Annotated in this window: 26 protein-coding genes; 10 read left to right on the top strand and 16 right to left on the bottom strand. The window is 65.1% G+C overall.

Going from position 1 to position 24,321, the window contains the following annotated elements:
• Nucleotide 1 precedes the first annotated feature (1 nt).
• From L7H23_RS05635 to L7H23_RS05620, 4 genes are read left to right on the top strand one after another with little or no spacing between them, the layout of a single operon-like run.
• Nucleotides 2–979, top strand: coding sequence for an aminoglycoside phosphotransferase family protein (locus L7H23_RS05635; protein WP_237838374.1), 978 nt, complete (start codon nt 2–4; stop codon nt 977–979).
• A complete protein-coding gene (gene eno, locus L7H23_RS05630) occupies nt 976–2,274 on the top strand; it encodes a phosphopyruvate hydratase (RefSeq protein ID WP_237838373.1) in 1,299 nt (432 codons plus the stop codon). The genes L7H23_RS05635 and eno overlap by 4 nt, the downstream gene beginning before the upstream one ends.
• The gene (locus L7H23_RS05625; protein WP_237838372.1) at nt 2,271–3,191 is read left to right on the top strand and encodes an NAD(P)-dependent oxidoreductase; all 921 of its coding nucleotides are present in this window, start codon (nt 2,271–2,273) and stop codon (nt 3,189–3,191) included. The genes eno and L7H23_RS05625 overlap by 4 nt, the downstream gene beginning before the upstream one ends.
• Nucleotides 3,191–3,883 (top strand): alpha/beta fold hydrolase, encoded by a 693-nt coding sequence (locus tag L7H23_RS05620; RefSeq protein ID WP_237838371.1) that lies wholly within the window; start codon nt 3,191–3,193, stop codon nt 3,881–3,883. The genes L7H23_RS05625 and L7H23_RS05620 overlap by 1 nt, the downstream gene beginning before the upstream one ends.
• A 2-nt stretch (nt 3,884–3,885) precedes the next feature.
• Here L7H23_RS05620 and L7H23_RS05615 read toward each other — a convergent pair whose 3' ends face one another.
• Nucleotides 3,886–4,938 carry a cobalamin-independent methionine synthase II family protein gene (locus tag L7H23_RS05615; protein WP_237838370.1) on the bottom strand — a complete coding sequence of 351 codons (1,053 nt, stop codon included), beginning with the start codon at nt 4,936–4,938 and terminating at the stop codon, nt 3,886–3,888.
• An 86-nt stretch (nt 4,939–5,024) separates the two neighbouring features.
• Between L7H23_RS05615 and L7H23_RS05610 the strand changes: the two genes are divergently transcribed.
• Nucleotides 5,025–6,590 carry a long-chain-fatty-acid--CoA ligase gene (locus L7H23_RS05610; protein WP_237838369.1) on the top strand — a complete coding sequence of 522 codons (1,566 nt, stop codon included), beginning with the start codon at nt 5,025–5,027 and terminating at the stop codon, nt 6,588–6,590.
• Nucleotides 6,591–6,658: 68 nt separating this feature from the next.
• Here the strand turns inward: L7H23_RS05610 and L7H23_RS05605 are convergent, their stop codons facing one another.
• Genes L7H23_RS05605 through L7H23_RS05575 form a run of 7 tightly spaced genes read right to left on the bottom strand, consistent with a single transcriptional unit; the run spans nt 6,659 to nt 12,102 of the window.
• Complete coding sequence (locus L7H23_RS05605; protein ID WP_237838368.1) at nt 6,659–7,252, bottom strand: VOC family protein; 594 nt, start codon at nt 7,250–7,252, stop codon at nt 6,659–6,661.
• A 19-nt stretch (nt 7,253–7,271) separates the two neighbouring features.
• On the bottom strand, nt 7,272–7,889 hold the full coding sequence (locus tag L7H23_RS05600; RefSeq protein ID WP_237838367.1) for a glutathione S-transferase: 618 nt from the start codon (nt 7,887–7,889) through the stop codon (nt 7,272–7,274).
• Nucleotides 7,890–7,932: 43 nt separating this feature from the next.
• A complete protein-coding gene (locus tag L7H23_RS05595; protein ID WP_275671228.1) occupies nt 7,933–8,862 on the bottom strand; it encodes an SMP-30/gluconolactonase/LRE family protein in 930 nt (309 codons plus the stop codon).
• Nucleotides 8,859–9,506: a carboxymuconolactone decarboxylase family protein gene (locus tag L7H23_RS05590; RefSeq protein WP_237838365.1), complete on the bottom strand. Its 648-nt coding sequence runs from the start codon at nt 9,504–9,506 to the stop codon at nt 8,859–8,861. Before L7H23_RS05590 ends, L7H23_RS05595 begins: the two co-directional genes overlap by 4 nt.
• A 10-nt stretch (nt 9,507–9,516) precedes the next feature.
• The gene (locus L7H23_RS05585) at nt 9,517–9,912 is read right to left on the bottom strand and encodes a nuclear transport factor 2 family protein (RefSeq protein ID WP_237838364.1); all 396 of its coding nucleotides are present in this window, start codon (nt 9,910–9,912) and stop codon (nt 9,517–9,519) included.
• A gap of 10 nt (nt 9,913–9,922) precedes the next feature.
• A complete protein-coding gene (locus L7H23_RS05580) occupies nt 9,923–10,810 on the bottom strand; it encodes an SDR family NAD(P)-dependent oxidoreductase (RefSeq protein ID WP_237838363.1) in 888 nt (295 codons plus the stop codon).
• Nucleotides 10,807–12,102 carry an MFS transporter gene (locus L7H23_RS05575; RefSeq protein WP_237838362.1) on the bottom strand — a complete coding sequence of 432 codons (1,296 nt, stop codon included), beginning with the start codon at nt 12,100–12,102 and terminating at the stop codon, nt 10,807–10,809. Before L7H23_RS05575 ends, L7H23_RS05580 begins: the two co-directional genes overlap by 4 nt.
• Nucleotides 12,103–12,210: 108 nt before the next feature.
• Between L7H23_RS05575 and L7H23_RS05570 the strand changes: the two genes are divergently transcribed.
• Entirely contained in the window at nt 12,211–12,978 is a 768-nt protein-coding gene (locus L7H23_RS05570) for an SDR family oxidoreductase (RefSeq protein WP_237838361.1), read from the top strand.
• Here L7H23_RS05570 and L7H23_RS05565 read toward each other — a convergent pair.
• The 3 genes from L7H23_RS05565 to L7H23_RS05555 are packed head-to-tail and all read right to left on the bottom strand — an operon-like array spanning nt 12,975 to nt 16,398.
• Nucleotides 12,975–13,685 (bottom strand): glutathione S-transferase N-terminal domain-containing protein, encoded by a 711-nt coding sequence (locus L7H23_RS05565; RefSeq protein WP_237838360.1) that lies wholly within the window; start codon nt 13,683–13,685, stop codon nt 12,975–12,977. The genes L7H23_RS05570 and L7H23_RS05565 overlap by 4 nt on opposite strands.
• Nucleotides 13,682–14,179, bottom strand: a complete 498-nt coding sequence (locus L7H23_RS05560; RefSeq protein WP_237838359.1) for a nuclear transport factor 2 family protein — start codon at nt 14,177–14,179, stop codon at nt 13,682–13,684. Before L7H23_RS05560 ends, L7H23_RS05565 begins: the two co-directional genes overlap by 4 nt.
• The gene (locus tag L7H23_RS05555) at nt 14,179–16,398 is read right to left on the bottom strand and encodes a TonB-dependent receptor (protein WP_237838358.1); all 2,220 of its coding nucleotides are present in this window, start codon (nt 16,396–16,398) and stop codon (nt 14,179–14,181) included. Before L7H23_RS05555 ends, L7H23_RS05560 begins: the two co-directional genes overlap by 1 nt.
• A gap of 124 nt (nt 16,399–16,522) precedes the next feature.
• Here L7H23_RS05555 and L7H23_RS05550 point away from each other — a divergent pair, with 124 nt between their 5' ends.
• Both L7H23_RS05550 and L7H23_RS05545 read left to right on the top strand, forming a co-directional pair.
• Nucleotides 16,523–17,029 carry a DUF3237 domain-containing protein gene (locus L7H23_RS05550; protein WP_237838357.1) on the top strand — a complete coding sequence of 169 codons (507 nt, stop codon included), beginning with the start codon at nt 16,523–16,525 and terminating at the stop codon, nt 17,027–17,029.
• Nucleotide 17,030: 1 nt separating this feature from the next.
• Nucleotides 17,031–17,756, top strand: a complete 726-nt coding sequence (locus L7H23_RS05545) for a glutathione binding-like protein (protein WP_237838356.1) — start codon at nt 17,031–17,033, stop codon at nt 17,754–17,756.
• 2 nt (nt 17,757–17,758) lie between these two features.
• Here the strand turns inward: L7H23_RS05545 and L7H23_RS05540 are convergent, their stop codons facing one another.
• Both L7H23_RS05540 and L7H23_RS05535 read right to left on the bottom strand, forming a co-directional pair.
• Nucleotides 17,759–18,463 (bottom strand): glutathione S-transferase N-terminal domain-containing protein, encoded by a 705-nt coding sequence (locus L7H23_RS05540; protein WP_237838355.1) that lies wholly within the window; start codon nt 18,461–18,463, stop codon nt 17,759–17,761.
• 4 nt (nt 18,464–18,467) lie between these two features.
• Nucleotides 18,468–19,634: a CoA transferase gene (locus tag L7H23_RS05535; RefSeq protein ID WP_237838354.1), complete on the bottom strand. Its 1,167-nt coding sequence runs from the start codon at nt 19,632–19,634 to the stop codon at nt 18,468–18,470.
• Between the two features lie 119 nt (nt 19,635–19,753).
• On the opposite strand from L7H23_RS05535, the gene L7H23_RS05530 reads away from it, so the two are divergent.
• The gene (locus L7H23_RS05530) at nt 19,754–20,668 is read left to right on the top strand and encodes a hydroxymethylglutaryl-CoA lyase (RefSeq protein WP_237838353.1); all 915 of its coding nucleotides are present in this window, start codon (nt 19,754–19,756) and stop codon (nt 20,666–20,668) included.
• Here the strand turns inward: L7H23_RS05530 and L7H23_RS05525 are convergent.
• Entirely contained in the window at nt 20,661–21,092 is a 432-nt protein-coding gene (locus tag L7H23_RS05525) for a heme-binding protein (RefSeq protein WP_237838352.1), read from the bottom strand. The two genes, L7H23_RS05530 and L7H23_RS05525, sit on opposite strands and share 8 nt — an antisense overlap.
• Before the next feature lie 225 nt (nt 21,093–21,317).
• Here L7H23_RS05525 and L7H23_RS05520 point away from each other — a divergent pair, with 225 nt between their 5' ends.
• Entirely contained in the window at nt 21,318–22,340 is a 1,023-nt protein-coding gene (locus L7H23_RS05520) for an acyl-CoA dehydrogenase (RefSeq protein WP_237838351.1), read from the top strand.
• Here the strand turns inward: L7H23_RS05520 and L7H23_RS05515 are convergent.
• Nucleotides 22,337–23,461 carry an acyl-CoA dehydrogenase family protein gene (locus tag L7H23_RS05515; RefSeq protein WP_237838350.1) on the bottom strand — a complete coding sequence of 375 codons (1,125 nt, stop codon included), beginning with the start codon at nt 23,459–23,461 and terminating at the stop codon, nt 22,337–22,339. The two genes, L7H23_RS05520 and L7H23_RS05515, sit on opposite strands and share 4 nt — an antisense overlap.
• A 55-nt stretch (nt 23,462–23,516) precedes the next feature.
• A complete protein-coding gene (locus L7H23_RS05510) occupies nt 23,517–24,266 on the bottom strand; it encodes a helix-turn-helix transcriptional regulator (RefSeq protein WP_237838349.1) in 750 nt (249 codons plus the stop codon).
• Nucleotides 24,267–24,321 lie beyond the last annotated feature (55 nt).

The raw sequence follows: 24,321 nt of genomic DNA, 5'->3' as shown, positions 1-24,321 counted from the left end.
CATGATCGCCACGGCCGACATCGTCCGGGAATTGCGCGCCGCCGGGTTGGCGGGCAGGGAGGATGTCGTGCTCGAACCGCTGACCGGCGGGGTATCCTGCGACGTCTGGAAGGTCGATACGCCCACGGGTCCGATCGTGGTCAAGCGTCCGTTACCGCAACTGCGGGTCGCCGCCGAATGGCTCGCGCCGGTCGAGCGCGGGACGAGCGAGGTGCGCTGGCTCCGTCGCGCGCGCGCCGTCGACCCCGCGATCGTGCCCGAAGTGCTGGCCGAACTGCCGGGGCATGCCTTCGCGATGCGCTTTCTGCCGGGTTGCCCGGTGTGGAAAGACGAACTGACCGCCGGAAGGGTCGATATCCGCTTTGCGGCGGAAGTCGGCCGGTCGATCGCCGAGGTTCACGCCGCCACCGCCAATAGCGCCCACGACCGTGACGCTTTTCCGAACGATGCGATGTTTCGCGCACTGCGCGTCGACCCGTTCTTTCTGCACGTCGCGCAAAAGGACACGGAGCTAGCGCCGGCGCTCTATGCGCTCGCCGACGACCTTGTGTCGCGCAAGGTCGCGCTCGTTCACGGCGACGTCAGCCCGAAGAATATTCTGGTCAACGCGGGCGCGCCGGTGTTCCTCGACGCCGAATGCGCGGTCTATGGCGATCCGGCATTCGATCCCGCCTTCTGCGTCACCCACTTGCTGCTGAAGGCGGTCTGGCTGGACGACATCCGGCTGGTCGAGAGCGCGGCTGCACTGGTCGCGGCGTATCGCGCCGGCATTTCATGGGAAGTCGCCGACGACCTGTTGCTGCGGGCGGGAAAGCTGACCGCCGGCCTGCTCGTTGCACGCGTCGACGGAAAGTCGCCGGCGCCCTATCTGACCGATGCCGCTCACCGTCGCATCGTGCGCGATCAGGCGCGCGCGCTTATCCTTGCGCCGCAGCCGGTGGACGTGCTGGTCGCAAACTGGAAAAGGACTGATCCATGACTTCGCGTATCGCCTCCGTCACCGGCCGCCAGCTCTGGGATTCGCGGGGCCGGCCCACCGTGGAGGCCGAGGTAATGCTGGAATCGGGCGTGGTTGGCCGCGCTATCGCACCCGCGGGCGCTTCGCGTGGCGCACATGAAGCGATCGATCTGCGCGACGGGGGTGAGGCGTTCGGCGGCTTTGGCGTCAATCGCGCCGTGGCGGGTATCGGGTCGGAGATCGCGGCGACGATCAAGGGCATGGACGCACGCGAGCAGGCGGCGATCGACGCGGCGCTCTGCGCGCTCGACAATAGTGCAAACAAGGGACGGCTCGGCGCGAACGCCGTGGTGGCGGTATCGATGGCGGTGCTCCACGCGGCGGCGGCCGACGCCGGCGAGCCGCTCTGGCGCTATCTTGCCGTCGGGCGAAAAGTGCGTGTGCCGCTTCCCGAAATCCAGATTTTCGGAGGCGGTGCCCACGCCGGGCGGCGCACCGACGTGCAGGATTTCATGATCATGTGCCCGAAGGCGGGCAGTTTCCGCCGCGCGCTCGAAATCACCGACGACGTCTATCGCGCCGCGGGCAGGCTGATGGAGGCGAAGGGGCCGCTGTCGGGGGTCGCCGACGAGGGCGGCTGGTGGCCGAACTTCTCCTCGAACGAGGACGCGCTCGACACGTTGACCCGGGCGATCGAGGCGAGCGGGCACCGTGCGGGCGACGAGGTGTTTATCTCGCTCGACATCGCGGCGAACGAGCTGGGCGATGCCGATGGCTATAGCCTCGCGCTCGACGATCGCCGCCTTTCGGGCGAGGAGATGGCCGGACGCATCGTCGAATGGGCCGGGCGCTATCCGATCCTGTCGATCGAGGATCCGGCCGGACAGGACGACTGGACGACGATGGCGGCGGTCACGGCCGCCATCGGCGACAGCGTCCAGATTATCGGTGACGACGTACTCGTCACGAACGCCGCGCGCGTCGAACGCGCGGGCGATGCCGCGGTGTGCAATGCGGCGCTGATCAAGGTCAACCAGATCGGTACGGTCACCGAAGCGAAGGCCGCACTCGACGCTGCCGTAGCGCGCGGTTGGGGAGCGATCGTCTCGGCGCGCTCGGGCGAGAGCGAGGATGTGACCATCGCGCATCTCGCGACCGGCTGGAATGCCGGACAGCTGAAGGTCGGCAGCTTCACCCGCTCCGAACGGATGGCGAAGTGGAACGAGATGCTGCGGATCGAGGAGGCGCTGGGCCCCGATGCGGTCTTCGCGGGCTTCTCGGCATTCGCCGGGTCGATCGGGGCGGTTGCCGCATGATCGTTCTCCACGCACGTCCAAGCCCGGGCTTTCGCGAAGCGGTCGATGCAATCTTCGGCGCGGACAATGTCGTGCATGTCGACGAGGCGACGCCGCTCGACGCCGTGGCGTCCGACATCACCGCGCTGCTTCATGTGCTGACGCCGGTGACGCCGGATTTTATTGCGTCGGCGCCGAAACTGAAACTGATCCAGAAGCTTGGTGTCGGTGTGAATACCATCGCGCTCGATGCGGCACGCGAACATGGCGTTGCGGTGTGCAACATGCCGGGTACCAACAGCCAGGCTGTCGCCGAGATGGCGCTGTCGCTGATGATGGCGGTGCTCCGGCGCACCTGCTTCTTCGATGCCCGCACCCGTGCCGGAGAGGGATGGACCGCCGATCCGTCCGAGCTCGACAGCGTCGGCGAGATCGGCGGGCGGACCGTGGGCCTCGTCGGTTTCGGCAATTCGGCACAACTATTGGCGCCGGTACTGGCGGCGCTGGGGGCGAAGGTCGTCTATACCGCACGCAGTCCCCGCGACGTGCCTTATGAATTTCTGCCGCTCGACCGCCTGCTGGCGGAAAGCGATATCGTCTCGCTCCATATCCCGCTGACCGACGGGACGCGCGCGAGCATCGACCCTTTCGCGATGAAAAAAGGGGCGGTGCTCGTAAACACCGCACGCGGCGAACTCGTAGATCAGGCCCGCCTTGTCGAGGCGCTGACCGGCGGTCATCTGCGCGGCGCCGGACTCGACGTCTTCGCCGAGGAGCCGCTGTCGCGCGATAATCCGTTGCTCGGCCTGTCCAATGCGGTGCTCGCACCGCATATCGCCTGGCTCACGCCGGAAACGCTCGTGCGCAGCCTCAGGGTCGCGCACGAAAATTGCCGCCGCCTCGCAGCAGGCGAAGCGCTTCTTCATCGGGTGATCTGATGCCGCTTCCTGTTGTTCTGATTACCGGCCAGCTTTTGACCGATGCCGTGTGGCGGCCCTTGCTCGACGCATGGGGCGACCGCGAGGTAATCGTCGCCGACAACCGGAGTGATGACACGATCGGCGGTTTCGCGCAGCGGCTGCTCGACAGCGCTCCTCCGACGTTCGTGCTGGTCGGCCATGCGATGGGCGGCTTCGTCGCGTTCGAGGTGATGCGCCGCGCACCGGGGCGTGTTGCGAAGCTGGCGCTGATTTCCACGCTCGCTTCGGCCGACGGTCCGGCGCAGACCGCGCGGAGGCAGGGCTATATCGACCTTGTCGAAAGCGGCCAGTTCGATCAGGTCGTCGAGGAACGCATCCCGATCCTGTTCCCCGAAGAAAAGCGCAATGACGCGCGCCTGCTCGGCATTGCGCGGCAGATGGCGGCCGATACGGGGGCGGAAACCTTCCTCGCGCAACAGCGCGCGATCATGGCGCGGATCGACAGCCGCCCGCGGCTCGGCGAGATCGCGGTTCCGACTTTGCTGATCTGGGGCGAGAAGGACGGAATCACCAGCCGTGCGCACCACGAGGAGATACTGGCAGCGATCCCCGGCGCTCGGCTCGAGGTGATCGCCGGGGCGGGGCATCTGCCGACCGTCGAGGCGCCCGAAGCGGTTGTGCCGCTGCTGGACGCCTTCATCGACGCATAGGCTTACTTCAATTCCGCGCGCACCAGCGCCGTCCCGTCGACCATGGCCTTCAGCTTGGCTTGGCTATGCTCGCGGCTGTGGTACTTCATCCCGCAGTCGGGGGCGATCCACAGCCGCTCGGCATCGACATAGCGCAGCGCCTCGCGGATGCGGCCGGCGACCACTTCGGGCGTCTCCACCTCGGGGATCGACAGGTCGAGGACGCCGTACATGATCGTCTTGGTCGGCAGCTCGGCGAGGATTGCGGGATCGAGCCCCGGTTGCGCCGCTTCGATCGAGATCACGTCGATCGCCGAGGCTTCGAGCTCCGCGAGGAAATCATAGGCCTTGGGCTTCGGGCCCGTCGCGCCGGCACCGTGGTGCACCATCGCATAGCCGAAGCATATGTGGAGCGCGGTCGTGCCGCCGACACCGTCGAGCGCGCGGTTGATCGCCTCGATCGCATAGGCGTTCGCTTCGGCGGCACGCGCCTGCAGATAGGGCTCGTCGAGCTGGACGACGTCGACTCCGGCAGCGAACAGGTCTTTCACTTCTGCATTCACCGCGTCCGCATAGTCCATCGCGAGCGATCTCGCGTCGGGATAATAGCCGTTCTCGGCTTGCTGCGTCATCGTGAACGGGCCGGGCAGGGTCAGCTTTACCGGTTTTGTCGAATGGCGGCGGAGGAAGGCGGCATCCTGTGCTTCTATAGGCGCCACCCGCCGGATCGGACCTGAAACGAGCGGCACCGGATTGGCGTTGCCGGTGCGGTCGATCGCGGTCCCGTGCTTCTCGGTATCGATCCCCGACAGTGCGGTCGCAAGTCGGTTCGAATAGCTTTCGCGGCGCATCTCGCCATCGCCGACGATGTCGATGCCCAGTTCCTCCTGATCGCGGATCGCCATCAGCGTTGCTGCCTCCTGCGCATCGGCGAGCCAGGGATCAGGAATGCGCCACAGCGTCTCGGCGCGAACGCGGGGAGGCAGGCTGGCCTTCAGTCGCTCGCGGTCGATCAGCCAGTCGGGCTGGGGGTAGCTTCCGACGATCGTCGTGGGCAATATGGGGTGGTCGAACAAGGCCGGTCCTCTCGAATTTTTAGCTGGCCAAGCATTTGCTTAGTATTCTATCTAATTCAAGTCGAAACGACGATTGGGAGAGCAAAATGATCGATCTGGAGGCTATCCGGACGCTGGCGGATATTCCGGCGGCGCAGGCCCGCAAACGCGGGGGCGCGGTGGCCGTGAAATTCGGGGCGCGCGAGACGAGCTTTGCCGAGCTTGACGCGGCGTCGAACCGTGTCGCCAACGCACTCCTTGCGGCGGGCGTCGTTCCGGGCGATCGCGTGTCGGCCCTCACCAAGAACCATGACGGCTGGTACCCGCTCTTCTTCGGAACCGCGCGCGCGCGCGCCTGTCTGGCGCCGGTCAATTGCCGCCTTGCGGCCGGCGAGATCGCTTTCATTCTCGGCGATGCCGCGCCGAAGCTTTTGTTCGTCGGCGAAGATTTCTTCGACCTCGCACTCGCCGCGGTGGAAGGTCTCGCAGAGCCGCCGCACGTGGTGGCGCTTTATGGCGCGCACCCGGCGTTCGAGAGCCTGGAATCCTGGCTCGGCGGGGCGTCGGCGACTGCGCCTGTGGATGAGCCGCAGCTCTCCGACGACGTGCTGCAGCTTTACACCAGCGGCACGACGGGGCGGCCGAAGGGCGTGGTGCTCGCGAACAGGAACTACCGCCGGTTCCTCGAGATGGCGACCGAGGTCGACGGCTTCGCTTATGGCGAGGACGAAACGGTGATGATCGTCATGCCGCTGTTCCACGTTGCCGGAACGAATGTCAGCTTCTCGGGGCTTGCGCAGGGCGGCCGGCTCGTACTGGTCAAGGATTTCGCCGCCGGCGACGCGATCCGGATGATGACGGAGGAGCGGGTCGCGCATGCCTTCCTCGCGCCCGCGATGATCCAGATGATGCTCCAGCAACCTGAAGCCGAAGCGGGCGATTATTCGCAGCTCCGTTCGATCGCCTATGGCGCTTCGCCGATCGCCGAGGATGTGCTGCGCCGCGCACGCGCGACCTTCGGCTGCGATTTCGTCCAGTTTTACGGCATGACCGAGAGCTCGGGGGGCGGTTCCTATCTGTCGCCGTCGGCGCACGATCTTCCGGGCAAGCTGACGTCGTGCGGCAAGCCCTGGCCGCAGACCGAGATGGCGATCCTCGACGGCGAGGGGCGCGCGCTGGACGATGGCGAGATCGGCGAGATCGCGATCCGAGGCGACCTTGTGATGAAGGAATATTGGAACCGCGCCGAGGCGACCGCCGATACGGTGGTGGACGGCTGGCTCCGCACCGGCGACGTCGGCTTTCGCGACCCTGACGGCTTCTATTTCGTTCATGACCGGATCAAGGACATGATCGTGTCGGGCGGCGAGAATGTCTATCCGGCCGAGGTCGAGAGCGCGATCATGGGCTGTCCCGGGGTCGCCGACGTTGCGGTGATCGGCGTCCCTGACGATAAATGGGGAGAAGCGGTGAAAGCACTGATCGTCCCCGCGGCGGGCGCGACGGTCGAGGCCGCCGACGTCATTGGCTGGGCCCGCGAGCGGATCGCCGCATACAAGGCGCCCAAGAGCATCGACTTCATCGACGCGCTGCCGCGCAATCCGTCGGGGAAAGTGCTCCGGCGTGAGCTGCGTGCACCCTATTGGGAAGGCCGCGACCGCGCTGTGGGATAAGCGGCGCTGGATAAAAAGAAGGCCCGGCGCTTGCACGCCGGGCCAAGAGGAGTTCCCGGTAGGATTTCTTACTCGGCCGGCACCGGCGTCCGGCCGGTGATGAAGCCTTCGCGCTTCGTGCCGTCGGCCTGCACGGGGTCGTGCGCAACGTCGCGTTCGTCGAATTCCTTGGTCCACGCCGCGAACTCGAGGCACACGCCGTCGGGATCGAAAAAATAGACCGAGCGGACGAAGACCCCGGGATGCAATTCGGCGGAGGCCTGCATCGGTGAATCGTCATGGTTGAGCACCGGGGTTACCTCGATGCCCTTGTCGATCAGGCGCTGGTAATAATCGTCGAACTTTTCGGCCCGGACGTTGATCGCGATGTGGTTCATCGAGCCATGCGCCGACACGAAGCTGCCCTGCGTCGGCAGCGCGGCGGGTGCCGAGATGCCCGGAACGGCTTCGGGCGCATTCGGAAACCAGAAAAAGGCGAGGCTGTCGCCATTGCCGATGTCGAAAAAGAAATGCTGGCCGCGTCCGCCGGGCAGGTCGATCGTCTTGGTCAGCGGCATGCCGAGAACGTCGCGATAGAATTCGACCGTCTTTGCCATATCCTTGCACACGAGCGCGAGGTGGTTGACCCCGCAGAATTCGAACTCGCTATTTGCTGCAGCCATGATCCGTCTCCTTGTGGTTTCAGTTGGCGGTGACGCTGGGACGGCTTTTCATCCGTTCGTACCAGCCCAGAATATTGAGGTTGGCGGGGTCGATCGGCTGACCGACCGACGCGCCGAAGTCGAGGAATGCGAACAGCATGATATCGGCGAGGCTGAAGGCGTCACCCGCGACGAATTCGCGACCGGCGATCTGCGCATCGAGCCATGCGATCCCGTCCTGTGCAGTCGCCTTCAGTCCATCAGCCGCCTCCGGCAGGCATCGCAGCCGCGGTTCGAACAGGGGCAGTCCCTCGGCAAAACGAAAGCCGTTGGTCAGCGGCTCGCAGATCTTGAGATCGACGCGGCGCGTCCACATCCGTGTCTTCGCGCGCTCTTCCGCCGTCGAGCCTGTCAGCGTCGGATCGGGAAAGCGTTCGTCGAGATATTCGCAGATGGCCGTGATCTCACAAAGAAAACTGCCATCGTCGAGTTCGAGCGCGGGCGTCTGTCCGGCAGCGTTTACATCGACATTATAGGGCGCACGGCGGTTCTCGCCCCCGCGAAGGTCGACCGTGACCTCGGGGATTTCGATACCCTTTTCGGCCATGAACAGTTTCACGACACGCGGGTTAGGTCCGACGCTGGTGTAAAACTTCATATTGTCCTCTCGTTGTGTCTCTTATCACGTCACTGGCAAACCGTCAACTAAGTTGACAGTTTGCCAGCCGAAGCCCGGCGCGCGGCCAGCGGATGCGGTACAGCGCTCCCGTTGTCGAAGCCGTGATATACGCGTCGCGCCGGTCGGCGCCGCCAAAGGCGATATTGGTGATGCCGATGTCGGGCAGCGGCACAAACTCCGAGCCGCCGCCGTCGGGGTCGAAGATCGTGATCCCGCCCTCGACCATCGTGCCGACGCAGATGCGGCCGCCCTCCTCGATCGCCATGCTGTCGAGCAGGCGAAAGGCAGGCGGGGTGCCAACGAAGCGTCCCGGCGCCCATGGCGGCGGCGGCGCAAGCTCGCCGGGGGCGACAATGTCCATCGCCCAAACGCGCGCGGTCATCGTCTCGCTGACATAGAGCGTCCGGCCGTCGGGCGAGAGGCCGATCCCGTTCGGCCCCATCACGTCGGCGCGCTGGCGGCTGATCTTCGATCCGTCAGCGGCTGCGTAATAGATCGCGCCATGGTCGCGGCCGCTATCGCGAACCTGCCCATGGTCGGTGAACCAGAAACCCCCGCCTGCATCGAAGACGATGTCGTTCGGTCCCTTCAGCCGCTCGCCCTCGAAACTGTCGTAGAGCGTCGTGACGGCGCCGGTGACAAGGTCGACGCGCTGGATCGACCCGCAAGGTGCAGCGTTCGCGGCGTGACCGGGAAACAGCAAACCGCCCGCCTCGGTCCACCGGAAACCGCCATTATTGCAGACATAGGCGGCACCGTCAGGTCCAATGGCGAGGCCGTTCGGGCCGCCACCGGGCTCCGCAACGACGGACAGCGTCCCGTCGGGCGCCACGCGGGTCAGCGTTCCGCGCGCAATCTCGACCAGCAGCACTGATCCGTCGGGCATCGGGACAGGGCCTTCGGGAAAGCGAAGTCCTGTCGCGACAACCTCCGGGGTGCCGTAGTCGGTCACCCGTTTGCCGGACGCGGGGCGCTGAGGAAGTCGGCGGCGCTGAAGCCTTCGGGCGCCGCGACCTCGACGATCGGATCCTCGCGCGCGTCATATTCCATGCGCAGCGCCCGGGTGATCACGGCGTGCATGTCATAGAGGCAGGTGATGTAGGTAAATTCGAAAATCTGCTCGTCGTTCCAGAAGGTCTTGAGCTTGTCGAACACCTCCAGCGGGACGCGGCCCCCCGCCTGGCTGAGACAATCGGCATAGGCGAGGACGGCGCGCTCCTGATCATCGTAGCAGTCGGCAACTTGCCAGTGGGCGATGGCTGCGATCTTCTCGTCGCTGACGCCCAGACCGCGGAGCGACTTGCAATGCTGCGAAAAGACGAACTGGCTGCCCTTGACCCAGCCGGCGCGCGTCTGACCCAGTTCGCGCAGCACGGGATCGATGGTGCGCGCGGGGTTGCGATAGACCGCGAAGCCCTTGACCGCATGTTCGAAAATGTCGGGCGACAGCGCGAACACCGTCCACCAGTCGCCGGGCGTGCCGGTCGCGGTGCCGGGTTCGGCAACGGGGTCGCGATCGCCGAACAGGCGGTTGTAATAGGCGAGGACGGTCTCGTCGGTGACTTCCGAGCGGGGGACCTGACGCAGGACGGGCATGATTGACTCCTCAGGCGTTCGCAAATTTGCGGAATTCGGCAACATGCGCGCTGTCGAAATATTCGTCGAGCCGCGTGATCCGGCCATTCTCGACCTTGCACACGATCGCGCAGGGCAGGCGGACTTCGCCGTCGTCGTGGACGCGGCGGCCCTTCAGGACATGCTGCTGAACGAATCCGCCAGGAAAGGTCGTCAGCCGGCGATCGGCATATTCGCGGTCCTTGATCCGCGCGACCATGCCGGTCAGCGTCTGCGCAGTCTGCGCGGGGGTGACGATCAGCTCGTCGGTATTGTGCCAGATCTCGGCGTCGGGGGTGAAGCTGCCCTGCATCGTCTCGATGTCGCCCTGTTCGATCGCGTCGAAGAAGCGCTGCGCCATCGCGCGAATGTCGTCCTGCTCTGCCATGATATTCTCCTTAAGCCTTGGCGCCGAACATGCGGCCGCCGTTGGCCGCGATCAGCCCGTCGATATCGTCGCCCTTGTAGGCGGGGTCGGCCGAGGGGCCGAAGGACGACAGCATATCCTGCGTCACCAGTTCGGCCATCGCCTTCCATTCGGGGTGGGTGAAGATCCAGTACTCGCCCGCCTCGATCGCCTGCACGACGCGCGTGCCGATCTTGTCGGGCGACATGCCGCCCGCGAGGACGCCCTGCATCGCCTGGCTCGTCGCGGCGGCCTTGCCGACCTCGACCTCCACGGGACGCAAGTCGCGGGTCGTCTCGACGATGCGCGTTGCCGACATGCCGGGCATCAGCACCGAGATATCGACGCAGGTTCCGGCGAGCTCGTTGCGCAGCGCCATTGCGATGCCGAGCGTCGCATATTTGGAACTGATATAGGCGACCGAGATCGGCGGCGGCACGATCGCCACCATCGAACTGGTGATGATCAGATGCGACGGCTCGCCGCTCGCTTTCATCTCGCCGAGAAAGGTGCGGCAGGCATAGAGATGCGCGTGCGCGTTGACGGCATAATTCCAGCGCCAGACGTCGGTGTCATATTGCTCGAACGGTCCCGACCCGCCGCCGACCCCGGCGTTGCTGAACAGGATGCGCACCGGGCCGAACTCGCGAGCAGCTGCGCCGGCTTCGGCCCAGCTGTCCTCGCTGGTGACGTCGAGTCCGAGCCCGAGCGCGCTGGCGCCCGCGCTACGCAATCCCGCGGCTGCACTTTCGGCGCCCGCCGCATCGATATCGGCAAGGATGACCGATGCGCCCTTCGCCGCCAGCGCTTTTGCCGCGGCGAGGCCGAGCCCGCTCGCGCCGCCGGTGATGAAGGCGGTCTTGCCATGAACATCGGTCATTCGGCGAAGTCCTTTTCGAGCGTGCGCCGCATGCGGAACTGCGCGAGGCCGGCCGCCGCGGCGAAGGGCATCAGCGCCATCAGCGCCCAGCGCAGGCTCTCGTCGCCGAAGTCGGGTTTCAAGGTGTCGCTGACGATCCCGGCGAACAGCGGGCCGAGCCCCAGACCGACGATGTTGAACATCAGCATCAGCACCGCGGCTGCGGTCGCGCGGCTGCGCGGAGGGGTCAGGTTCTGCACCAGCGCGAGCGCCGGGGCGACATAGGCGGTACAGGCGGCCATCGGGACCAGCATCAGCGCAAGCGAGAGCTGCCAGCTGTCGACGAGCAGCGCGGCGATGAAGGTCGGGATCAGTATCAGCGTCGCAAGCGCAGGGATGGTACCATAGGCGCGCGCAGAGACCTTGGCGCGGTGGCTGACGAGCCAGCCGCCGCCGAGGATGCCGATGCCGAAGGTGATGCCCGCCGCCGGCCCGAAATAGGTCGCCATCGCTTCGAGCGGCATTTTTTGCGTACGCATCAGAAAGGCAGGGATCCAATTGAGCATGCCATAGCTGGTGAAGGCGGCAAGGCCGCTGCCGATCATCACCATGCGCAGCGACGGCCGGCGCCAGAACATTGCGAGGCTCTGGCTGAAGGGCAGGGCCTCGTCGGCGGGCTTGTGCGTGTCCATCGCGCCGCGTGCGGGTTCGCGCACAAGCCAGATCAGGATCGGCGCGATCAGGATACCGACGATTCCGATCACGACGAAGGCGTTGCGCCAGCCGATGTTTGCGGCGGCCCACGCGCCGAAGGTCGCACCGACGAACACGCCGAAGGGGCCGTTACAGGTGAAGAGGCCGATCGCGAGCGGGCGCTGCGCGGGCGGATAATAGTCGGCGATCACCGACAGCGAGGGCGCTGTGCCGCCGGCCTCACCCGCGCCGACGCCGAAACGCATCAGCGCGAGTTGCCAGAAATTGCCGACCATGCCGCACGCTGCAGTGAAGCCGCTCCACACGACGCAGGCGATGCCGATCAGCCTCACGCGGTTCCATCGATCGGCGATCATCGCGACCGGAACGCCCATCGCGGCATAGAAAAGCGCAAAGGCGAGCCCGGTCAGCAGGCCGAACTGGGTGTCGCTGAATTGCATATCGGCGCGGATCGGCTCGACGAGGACCGACAGGAGCTGGCGGTCGACGAAGTTGATCGTCCCGACCACGAACAGCATTGCGAGCGCGACATTGCGGCGCAACGCGAGACCCGCGTCAGGCGCAGCAGCGCCGGGATTGAGGGCGGTGGCCTCGGTCATAACTCTCCCCAAAAACGCGCGATTCTTCTCGGTCGAAAAATACTTAGGTATTTAAGTTTATCTGTCAATGTGCTTTACGGTAGCGACAGGATAAGCGGGAGAGAAGAGATGGATATCAAGGGCAAGACCGCGATCGTGACGGGGGCGGCCGGCGGCATCGGCCGCGCGACTGCAGTGATGCTGGCGGCGCGTGGCGCGGCGGAAATCAGGCTGGTTGATGTGAAGCAGAATGAGCTCGCCGAAACGGCGCGGCTCGTCGAGGCCGAAGGGGCGCGGGCGACGACGCATGCGCTCGACCTGTCCGACGTCCCCGCAGCCGAGGCGTGGTTTCTGGCGCATGGCGACGTCGACATCCTGCACAATAATGCCGGGGTCGTGTCGGGCCTGCCGCAATTCCCCGACGTCGATGCGGCGCGTCTCCGCTGGATCATCGACGTCAACATCACCTCACTCGTCGCGGCGACGCAGATCGCGGTGCAACGGATGAAGGTGCGCGGGGGCGGGGTGATTATCAACACCGTCTCCACCGTCGCGCTTGGTACCGGTTTTTACGACGCGATGTATGCGACGACGAAGGCGGCAGTTATGATGTTCACGCGCTGCTGCGCACCGCTGAAAGAGGAATGCAATGTCCGCGTCGCGGGGATGCTCCCGGGGCTCGTCGACACGCCGATCCTCGACACGACGGGCGCGGGCGGCAAGTCGGAGTGGATGAAGACCGTGCTCGCGAACAACGAGGCGTGCGTGCCGGAAGATATCGCGGGCGGCGTGGCCATGCTGATCGAGGACGACAGCCTTGCCGGCGGCGACTGGGTCGCGGTGCGGCGGTCGAACGGGCAGGTCGAATATCAGTGGGGCCACGCCGACACGGTTTAGCGTGTCGGCGCCTCGAGCATATTCTTGCCGAACAAATTCGACCATTGTTCTTCGGTCAGCACCGGCCGTGCGCTCGACAGGTTTGCGGCATTTTTGACGTCGGTGCCCGCGATGACCGCGGGGCGTTCGCCGATCCGCGCGAACCAGTCGGCGACAGCGGGATAATCGTCGAGGGTCAGCCCGATCGCGCGGATCGCGCGCGTCCAGGGCCAGGTGGCGATATCCGCGATCGAATATTCTTCGGCCAGATAGTCGGCTTCGCCCAGACGTCCGTTGAGGACATGGAGCAGGCGCAGCGTCTCGTTGCGATAGCGTTCGACCGGATAGGCCTGCCCCTCGGGGGCGTAACGGATGAAATGATGCGCCTGGCCCTGCATCGGCCCGAAGCTCGCCATCTGCCACATCAGCCATTGCTGCGCCTGACTGCGGCGGCGCGGGTCGGCCGGAAGCATGCGGCCGCTCTTTTCCGCGAGATAGAGCAGGATCGCCCCGCTTTCGAACACCGGCAGCGGCGCGCCGCCGCCGACGGGGTCGTGGTCGACGATCGCCGGAAGGCGCCCGTTCGGATTGATGCGCCGGTATTCGGGTGTCAGATGATCGCCCTCCAGCATGTTCATCGCCAGCAGCCGGTGGGGCAGGCCGATCTCCTCGAGCATGATCGAGACCTTGTGGCCGTTGGGCGTGGGCGTGAAATAGACGTCGATCATGCGATGTTTCTTCCGGAAAAATTGGCGCGGGCGGCCGCGAAGGCCGCGTCGAACGCGTCCTTTCCGGCAGGATAGGCGACAACGGTCAGCGTGACGCCGGCGATTTTCCAGCCGTCGCGCCGCACAAGACGATGAGTGTAGCGGCCGATCAGGTCGCCAAGCAGGGCATGGTCACCGACGCCTACGACGTGAACGGCATCGACGATGCTCGTCGCGGTCGCCCGATCGCCGTCGATTGTCGCAACGATATTATGCAGCTGGTGTGCCGTGGCGTCGAAGCCTTCGAGCGCCTTGCAGCGGTTCGTCCATTCGTCGGCGGAAACGGTTGCGACGAGCGAACCGATCGCGCCATAGTCGATCGCGATATCGTCGAGGAAGAGCGCGCGATACGCGTGCCAGTCGCGCGCATCGAGTGCGCCCGCATAAGCGGTCACGACCGCGGCCACCGCTTCCCTGTCGAGGAGAGCGTGGACCGCGGCCATGCCGTGGGACATCAGAATTTGAAACCGGCTTCGATCGAAAGATTGCGCGGCGGTTCGAGGTAGAGGATCGCACGCGGCGCGGCGGTGATCGGCGCAGGCAGGTTGAAGGCGCTGCCTGTCGTCAACTCGTTGGTCAGGTTCTTGCCGACGAACGCCACGAACCATTTGTCGTCTTGATCCGCCAGCTGGACGCGCAGGTCGAGCTTTACATAGCCCTTCTGCACCCCGAAGATCGGGCTCTGGTTGTCCGAGTTGAAATATTTCGAACGGCCCGCCGCGACGCCGGTGATGTCGAGCTTCAGATCGTCGCCGAAATCGAAGCGGCCGTGCGCCGAGACGTTGCCGGTATATTTCGACGAATAGGCGACGCGGTAGCCGGCAAGGTTGTTGGTCGCCGGCAGGCAGGTGGTGGGCTGCGAGGCAAGGCAGGCGGCACCCGGATAATCGTCATATTTGACGTCCTGATAGGCGCCTGATGCCTGGATATCGAAGTTCTGCGACAGATAGAGCGCCAGAGATCCTTCGATGCCCTTCGAGGTCGCACTCGCGGCGTTACCGGTGAGGTAGCTCGATGTGGCGGGCTGATAGACCGAGACCTGCAGATTCTTGAACTGTGTGTCGTAGATCGAGACGTTCGCGACGAGCTTGCCGTCTAGCAGCGTCGATTTGATGCCTGCTTCATAATTGGTCGAGCGCTCGGGCTTGAACGCGAAGGTCGCGTTCGTGGTGCCGAGCGTGTTCGACACGAAGCCGCCCGACTTCGACCCGCGACCATAGGTCGCATAGACCATGATGTGCGGTGCGATATCATACTGCAGGGTCGCCGACGGGTCGACATTGCCTTCGCTGAGCGAGCCGACCGCGCTGGAGATCGGACGGATCGCGAACGGGCCGTAAACGAGACGCGAAGCGAAATCGGCGTCCTTGCTCGTGTGCGAATAGCGCAGGCTGCCGATGATGCGGAAGGTGTCGGCCAGATTCAATGTGCCTTGCCCGAACACCGACCAGCTTTCCGAAGTCTGGTTGAAGCGGCTGTCGATCCGGCCGAAATAGGGGCTGCCGGCAAGGTTCAGGATGTTGAAGCCCTGAAACTGGTCGAGCCGGTATTTGCCATGGTCATAATAGGCGCCAGCGATGAATTCGAAGGTCCGGCCAGTCGGCGACAGGATACGGAATTCCTGCGAATATTGTTCGAACCGTTCGGGGAAGCTGTTGTACACCGAATTATTGGTGACCGCGCCGGTGCCGTTCGGAATCGTCTGGTCGAAGCCGTTGACGATATTGGCGTTGAACCAGCTGTAGCCCGTGACCGACGTGAGCGTGTAGTCGCCGATCGACAGGTTGCCGGTACCCGAAATCATCCAGGATTTGGTCTTCGTTCCTTCATCGCCGAGCGCCGACTTTTCGAGATAGCGCGTCCGCTGGGGATCCTGCGAACTCGTCAGCGGGCTCGAAACGGTGATCCCGCCGATGATGTCGCGGTTCGCATATTCGATCTTGGTCGTGTAATCGAAGTTCGACGAGGGTTCCCATTTCAGGGTCAGGCGAAGCAGTTGCTGCTTGGTCTCCGGATCGTCGTGATCGGTCGCAAGATTGCGGATATAGCCGTCCTGATTGACGACTTTCATCGCGAAGCGCGCGCCGAGCGTGTCGGTGATCGGTCCCGCCAGATAGCCGGAGAAGTCGACGCCCTTGAAGTCGAAGTTATAGTTGCCGGTGAGCCGACCTTCGAAATCCTTGGTCGGTCCGGCGGACACGACGCTGACGGCACCCGCTGCAGTGTTCTTGCCGAAGAGCGCGCCTTGCGGACCGCGCAGCACCTCAACGCGGGCGAGGTCGAAGAAGGGCGCCTGCGCCTGACGCGAACGGCCCGCGTAAACGCCATCGACATAGAGCGAGACCGACTGGTCAAAGGCGAAGTTCGCCGGCGGAGAACCGAAGCCGCGAATGTAGATGACGTCGTTGCCGGCGGTCGACTGGACGAAGACGTTCGGCGTGTAGTTCATCACCGACTTGATGTCGCTCGCGTTGAAGTCGTCGAGGCGCTGGCCGCTGACGACTTCCATCGAGATCGGCACGTCCTGGATATTCTGTTCGCGCTTCTGCGCGGTCACGATGATCTCGTTCGTGTCGGTGGTTTCCGATGCGTCCTGCGCCATCGCCGGAGCGGCGGACGCGAGCATTGCGATCGTCGCAGCGCCGGACAGCAGAATCTGGTTACGAGCCTTCATATTCACCCTCCCATTGAGTGTCGTGCAGCGGTACCGGAAATGACCTCCGATCCGTCAATCTGATTGACCCTTAGTATACTAATGGTTTTATGCTTGTCCATAGGTTGGGAAGAGGATTCGTATAATGACGCAAGAAAACGGGGATCGACCGACGGCCGCATTGGCGAGCCGGCATCTGTGTACCGTGGAGTTCGAGGTGGGCGGCGGGCTGATCGCGATCGGTGCTTCGCCGTTCGGCGAGCAGCGGCTCGGCTATGTCACCGGAGGCCGGTTTTTCGGGCCCAGAATCAACGGTATCGTTCTGCCGGGCGGCGGCAACTGGTCGCGTGCCGGCCGACTGGAAGGGGCGGCGTCGGTCGGCACTTTCGATGCCCGCGCGGTGTGGCAAACCGATGACGGGGAGCTCATCTATCTGAGCTATACCGGGCGCAGCATCATTCCCGATGATGTGCGCGCGACGTTCGCCGACCCGGCGATCCCTGACGCCGATCCGTCGCGATATTATCTGCGAATCGCGCCGGTGTTCGAAACCGCAAGCGCGAAATATGGCTGGCTCAACGGCATCCTCGCAGTCGGGGTGGGCGAGCGCACCGATTTCGGGGTTCGCCATGTCATTCACGAGGTGCTGTAGGATGATCGACCTGCATTATTCGGCGACGCCGAACGGCCAGAAGATCGCGATCATGCTCGAGGAAATCGGCGAGCCCTATCGCGTCATCGCCTATGACATCTTCAACGGTGACCAGTTGACCGAGGCCTATGGGCGGATCAATCCGAACCATCGACTGCCCGCGATCGTCGATCGGAACCCGGCGGGGGGCGGCGGGCCGGTGACGGTGTTCGAGTCGGGCGCCATCCTGCAATATCTTGCGGAAAAGAGCGGACGCTTCCTTCCCGCATCGGGCGCTCCGCGCGCTGCGGTGCTGTCGTGGTTGACCTGGCAGGTTGCGGGGCTCGGTCCGATGGGTGGGCAGGCGAGCCACTTTCTTCGCTATGCTCCATCGGGGCAGGATTATGCGATCGAACGCTATACGAAGGAGCTGAAGCGACTGTTGACCGTCCTCGAAAAGCGGCTGGAGAAAAGCGCCTATGTCGGCGGTGACGACTATTCGATTGCCGACATGGCGATCTGGCCGGGCCGTGCCTCCGCCTTCGTGATGGGGATGGGCCTCGACGAATGGCCCGCGATGCACGCGTGGTTCGAACGGATACGCGAACGGCCCGCAGTGGAGCGCGCCATGTCGCGCGAGGATCTGAAGGCGCCGGCCAAATATGTCGGACGGCACCAGCAGCTCGACGAGAAGGAATGGTCGAACATGTTCGGCGACGCCAATCACGCCGCGGTGACGAAGGATTGAGCCTAGCGTGGGGCGTGCTGACGGTCGCCCCACAGGATTGCGCGATGCTCGTCGGTGAAGCCGGTCAGTCCGCCCTCGATCGTCTCGGCGCGCGCGATGCCGACCTTCATTCCTTCGGCCACGGCGGGGCGCTCCAGCATCGCGGCGCCCCAGCGCTCGACGTTCGGAAAGCGTCCCGCCTTGTCGATGAACTGCCGGCGAAGATAGGGCAGGGTCGCCATGTCTGCGATCGTGTACTCGTCGCCGGCGAGCCATTCGGCCTCGCCCAGTCGCCGGTCGAGCACCATCATCAGGCGGTCGACCTCACGGCTGTACCGTTCGATTGCATAGTCGTGACGGTCCCGGGCATAATGGGTGAAATGCGCTTCCTGTCCGAACATCGGACCGACACCCGACACCTGGAACATCAGCCACTGCCAGCAGGTGGCGCGCTTCACGGGATCTTCGGGGAGGAAGCGGCCGGTCTTCTGCGCGAGATAGAGCAGGATCGCGCCCGTCTCCCACAGCACAAAGCCGGGACCATGCGGACCGGCATCGTCGACGATCACAGGGGTCTTGTTGTTCGGATTGAGCGCGAGGAATTCCGGGGTCAGCTGTTCCCCCGCAAGAATGTCGACGGGTTCGAGCCGCCATTCGAGCCCCATTTCGATAAGTGCGATCGCGATCTTGCGCGCGTTGGGCGTGGGGCCACCGTATAGCGTGATCATGGCATCAGCTCCCCCGTCCGAGCCAGCGCTCGAGCACCTCGGCGCTGTCCTGCCCCACGGTCAGCGGCGCGGGGCGGCGCACACTGCCAGGCGTGCCCGACAGTTTCGGAAACACGCCCTGCATGGTGATCTCGCCGAACTCGTCATCTTCCACCGTCACCAGCGCTTCGCGCGCGGCAAAATGAGGGTCGGCCAGCATATCCCCGGCGTCGAACACGCGCCCGGCAGGGACGCCGGCTTCGACCATCTTTTCTTCGAGCTGCTCGATCGTCAGCGTCGCCGTCCATTCGCCGATCATCGCGTCGAGTTCTTCCTGCCGCGCGCCGCGGGCGCGGTGCGTCGCATAGCGTTCGTCGGTCGCGAGTTCGGGCCGACCCATTGCCGCAGCGAGACGCGCAAAGACGCCATCCTGATTGGCGCCGATCAGATATTCGCCGTCGCTGCAGGGATAGACGTTCGACGGGGCAATCCCCGGCAGCGTCGACCCGGTCCGCCGGCGTTTCGTGCCGCTGGCGGAATAGTCGGACACGGTCGACTCCATCACCTGAAGCACCGCTTCGTAGAGCGCGGAATCGACGATCTGGCCTTTGCCGGTCCTGTTACGGTGGTGAAGGGCGGCAAGCGCGCCCATGCAGCCGTAGGTGGCGGCGAGCGTGTCGCCGATCGAGACGCCCATGCGCGCAGGCGGCAGGTCGGGGTAGCCGACGATGCCGCGCCAGCCACCCATCGCCTCGCCGATGCCGCCGAAGCCGGCGCGCGCGGAATAGGGACCGGTCTGGCCATAGCCCGACACGCGCACGACGATCAGGCCGGGGTTCGCCCGGCGAAGATCGGCGGGGTCGAGGTTCCATTTCTCGAGCGTGCCGGGGCGGAAATTCTCGATCAGTATGTCGGCCTTTGCGATCAGATCGCGTGCCAGACCTTGCCCCTCCTCGCTGCGCAGGTCGACCGCGACGGAATATTTGTTGCGGGCAATGACGCGCCACCAGCTGGGCTTGTCGCCCTGGCCCCAGTTGCGCATCTGGTCGCCGGTCACCGGCGGTTCGAGCTTGACGATCTCGGCACCCATGTCGCCTAGCAGCTGACCGCAGAAAGGGCCTGCGATCAGCTGCCCCATCTCGACCACCCTGATTCCCTCCAGCGCTCCCCCGCCGCTGTTCGTTTCCGTCATGTCGTTCCTTTCGGGGCCGGGCCTGATAGAAGCGGGCCACGCTACCCATTGGCTCCTTATACTTAGAATGCTATGTAATTTTCAACCTGCTAAATGATTCACATGCTCCGGAACGCAAGATGCTGAAAAATCTACGGATGGAAATCGTCGAAGTCGGGCCGCGTGACGGCTTGCAGAATGAAGCGGCGATCGTCCCGACCGCCGACAAGGCCGAACTCATCCGCCGTGCGATTGGCTATGGTGCCCGGCGTATCGAGGTGACGAGTTTCGTCAATCCCCGAAAGGTGCCGCAGCTCGCAGACGCCGAAGAGCTGGTCGCGATGCTGCCCGAACGGGACGACGTGACCTATATCGGTCTGGTGCTCAATCGTCGCGGTGCCGAACGCGCGCTGGCGACGGGGCAGATCGGCGAACTGGGTGCGGTCTGCGTCACCAGCGACACGTTCGGCATGCGGAATCAGGGGCAGACTTCCGCCGAATCGCTGGCGGCGGCGATGGAGATCGTCGCATTGGCAAGCGAGGCGGGACGTGGCGGACAGATCACGATCGCGACCGCATTCGGATGCCCGTTCGAGGGAGAGGTCGCGCTCGCGCGCGTGATCGAGATGGCAAAGCGGGCGGCCGACGCGAACCCCCGGGAAATAGCGCTAGCCGACACGATCGGCGTCGGTGTTCCGGCGCAGGTGTCCGAGATGGTCGGCCGCGTTCGTGAAGCGGTCGGCGGGTTGCCGGTTCGCGTGCATTTCCACAATACGCGGGGCAGTGGCCTTGCGAATGTCTGGGCGGCGGTGGGAGAGGGCGCAGCGACCGTCGATGCCTCGCTCGGCGGGCTCGGTGGCTGTCCCTTCGCGCCGGGCGCGGCGGGCAATGTCGCGACCGAAGATGTCGTCTACATGCTCGAACGCGGCGGGGTGGCGACGGGCTTCGACCTGCCGGAAACGGTCGAGGCCGCGGACTGGCTCGGTCGCGCGATGGACCGGACCTTGCCGGCGATGGTCAGCAGGGCGCCAGCCTTTCCGCCCTCGCTCAGTTAGCGGGCAGCCCCAGCGCCCCGAGCGCCTTGGTCGCGACTTCCATGTCCTGATGATAGTGGCCGCCGCTGATGCCGATCGCGCCGATTACCGCGCCGTCTTCGGTCACGGGATAGCCGCCGCCGAAGGTCACGAGCCGGTCGGTGTGCACGATGCCGTGCAGCAACGGCGGATCGTCCTTGATGAATTCGTGCCACACATGCGTCGCCATACCGAAGCCCGCGGCGGTGTAGGCCTTGTTGATCGCAATATCGCTGCTGAGCAGCGGAGCGCCGTCCATGCGCAGAAAGTGGAGCAGATTGCCTGCGGTGCAGGTGACGGCAATGCACATCGGCACGCCCATCTGGTCGGCTGCGACAGCGGCAGCGTCCGTCAATTTGCGTGCGCAGTCGGCCGAGAGTGTCCTGATCGTGCGGCTGTGCGTCATTTCCGAATCCCTTAGAATGCTAACTGTTGACACGGCCTATGGCAGCTTTGGCATTCAAGCGCCAGCCCTCTCTGTCTTTCCGGTTCGCTGCGCGGCGAGCGTGGCAGCCTGACACACCCGATAGCTGGACTCGCCGGCCGTCCCGTCACAACAAGGCCGGGGAGGAACGAGGGGCTTCTGAAATCGGGAATGCCCTTGCGCCGGTTCGATACGGGGAAGTGGAATATGAGCGTGCTCGATCTTTCGCTGAGCGAGGAGCAGGAGTTGCTGCTGGGCAGCGTCCAGCGCTTTCTTGCCGACAAGGAGAGGCCGCTCTGGAGCGATCTTGCGGATACGCTCGGACTGGCGGGGCTCGGCTTGCCCGAAGCGGTCGGCGGCTTTGGCGGGGGAGCGATCGAGATCGCTCTCGTCATGTCCGAGCTTGGCCCGGCGCTGGCGGGCGCAGACTGGCTTTCACACGTGGTGGCCACGATATTGCTCGCCCGCGTCGCACCAGATGATGCGATGCTGGCCGACCTTGCATCGGGATCGCGTCGCATCGCGACGATCTGCAGGGCGTCGGCCTCGTCGATGCCGGCGGTTCAGGACGGAACGGTGCGCGGGATCGCGGCGCTGGTGGCGGGCGCAGCCGAGGCGGATATGTTCCTCCTTGCCGATAGCGACGCACTGCTGCTGATTGCCGCGGACGGCGGCAAGGTGGACCAGCGCCATCGGCTGATGCACGACGGCAGCGCCGTGGCCGATCTCGGCTTTACGCTGATGCCGGACGATGCCGCGCGGCTTGCGGCGGGCGTCGAGGCGCGCTCGCTGGCCGGCCAAGCGAACGACCTGATCCTTGCCGGACGCTGTGCCGAGGCGGCGGGACTGATGCGGGCGATGATTGCTGACAGCATCGATTATCTGGGTCAGCGCCGGCAGTTCGGGACGGCGATCGGTACGTTTCAGGCGTTACGCCACCGCGTGGCCGATATGCAACTTGCGGCGATGAAGGCGATCGCGCTGACCGAAGCGGCGATCGTCGCCGTCGACCGGAATCAGCCCGATCGTGCACAGGCGGTCAGTGCCGCATGCCTCGAAACCGCCGACGCGGTGCGCATCGTCGGCGAAGGCGCCGTGCAGATTCACGGCGCGATGGGGCTGACCGAGGAATTGCGCGTGGGCGCCCATTTCAAACGCGCGCTGGCGATCGCGGCCGCGATGGGCCCCCGGGCGGGGCATCTGGCGCGCTTCGCCGAAGCGGTCGCCTAGCCGAGCAGCAACCGCGCGATCAGGTCGCGCTGGATCTCGTTCGAGCCCGCATAGATGCTCGCCGCCCGATCGTTCAGATAGCGCGGCACCGCGACGGCGAGGTCGGCCGGCGTCTGGCCGTCGGCCTCGGCCCAGGCGGCATAGCCTTCGATATCGCACGCGAGGGTGTCGATCCGCTGCGCCGTCTCGGTACCAAGTATCTTGAGCGCCGATGCGTAGAGCGCCGCGCTGCCGCCGATGCCCCGCATCGCCTTGACTTCGAGCGCCTGCAGCGCCCGCAAGGTAACGGCCTCGCGGTCGAGCCGCGCGCGCAGCACCGGATCGGCGACCGGTTGCGCGCGCAACCGTTCGAGCCGCGCAATGAGGCCGGGCGCATATTTGCCGCCGCGCTCGAAGGTCAGCAGATGCTTGGCGACAGACCAGCCTTCATTCTCCGCCCCGAGACGGTTCGCCTGCGGTACGCGGACGTCGTCGAAGAAGACCTGGTTGAATTCATGATCGCCCGCGAGAGTCCGGATCGGTTCGACCGTGATTCCGGAGGCGGCCATGTCGAGCAGCAGGAAACTGATCCCGGCCTGCGGCTTGCCGTCGCTCGACGTACGGACCAGGGCGAACATGCGGTTCGCGAAATGCGCGTGCGTGGTCCAGATTTTCGAGCCGTTCAGCACATAATCATCGCCGTCGGGCGTCGCGCGGAGCTGGAGCGCGGCGAGGTCCGACCCTGCGCCGGGTTCCGAGAAACCCTGGCACCAATAATCCTCGCCCGACAGGATGCGCGGCAGATAATGGGCGCGCTGCTCCGGCGTGCCGTAGTGCATGATCACCGGTGCGACCATCTTCAGCCCCATTGGTGCAAGTCCTGGCGCGCCGGCGCGGGCGCATTCGGCCGCGAAGATATAGCGCCGCACCTCGTCCCAACCGGGGCCGCCGAACTCGCTCGGCCAGTCGGGCGCGGCCCAGCCTTTTGCGTTCAATATGCGCTGCCAGGGCAGGGTGATCGCGGGATCGATAAAGACGCTGGTCGCACGCGCCGCGGCGTTGCGCAGCTCGTGCGTGAGATGCGTTTCCAGAAAGGCGCGCACATCGCCCTGAAAGGCTTCGAGCGCGGGATCGTTCAGCATGTCCATGCGCCTGTTATCGGCGGGGTGCATGGGCCCGGCCAAGCTGGCACCTGCGTCAGGCCGCCCTGGCGCCGACGAAGCCGAGGCCGGCGGCAAGCTGGATCGATTGCGCGCGTCCGGTCGCGCCGAGTTTCGCCGCGGCGTTGCGGAGATGGAAGCGCACGGTCGACACCGACAGCGACAGGATGATGCCTATTTCGCCATCGGTCTTGCCGGCCGCAGCCCAGCGCAGGCACTGGACCTCGCGTCGCGTCAGCGTCTGCGGCACGGTGGCATTGCGCGGGCGGCCGCGCGCCTCGTTATGCGTCGCGACGAGCTTGAGCGCGAGATTGTGCAGATCGCCGGCATGCTTGTCGAACAGCGCCTCGACCCCAACCGGTTCGCGCGAACACCAGAAGACTGCGCCGACAAGGCCGCGCGGCAGGTGGACCGGCGCGATGATCGCTTCGCCGAAATTGGGGGTGTTCTTCGCCTGTGTGCAATCGACGGCTTCGAGCAGTTGCGATGCGCGCCAGGTGCGGAGGCGCCCGTCGCTGTAAAAGAAGGGTTCGGCGACGAGCCGCGCCGCGGTCAGGAAGGCGATATGCAGCGCCAGCTTGCGGTCGCGCCAATAGGCGTGATCGGGATCGACCCAGCGAAAGCTTGTTTCGGCATAGGGTCGCCCGTCCGGGTCGCCCATCGGCTCGGGATCGCCAAGGTCGGCCTGCGCCGCGATGAAGGGCAGGTCGATCGCATCGCCTGCGGCTTGCACCGCGGCGATCAGGGCCGGCATCGCGTCCCAGCATTGCGTCCGATAATCCGTCACGCGACCTTTCCTCCACCCCATCCTGCCACAGGTGCCAGCTTGTCGGCGCCGCCGC

The sequence above is a fragment of the Sphingopyxis sp. BSN-002 genome (assembly GCF_022024275.1).
GTDB lineage: Bacteria > Pseudomonadota > Alphaproteobacteria > Sphingomonadales > Sphingomonadaceae > Sphingopyxis.
This window is presented reverse-complemented; position numbering and strand designations above follow the sequence as displayed.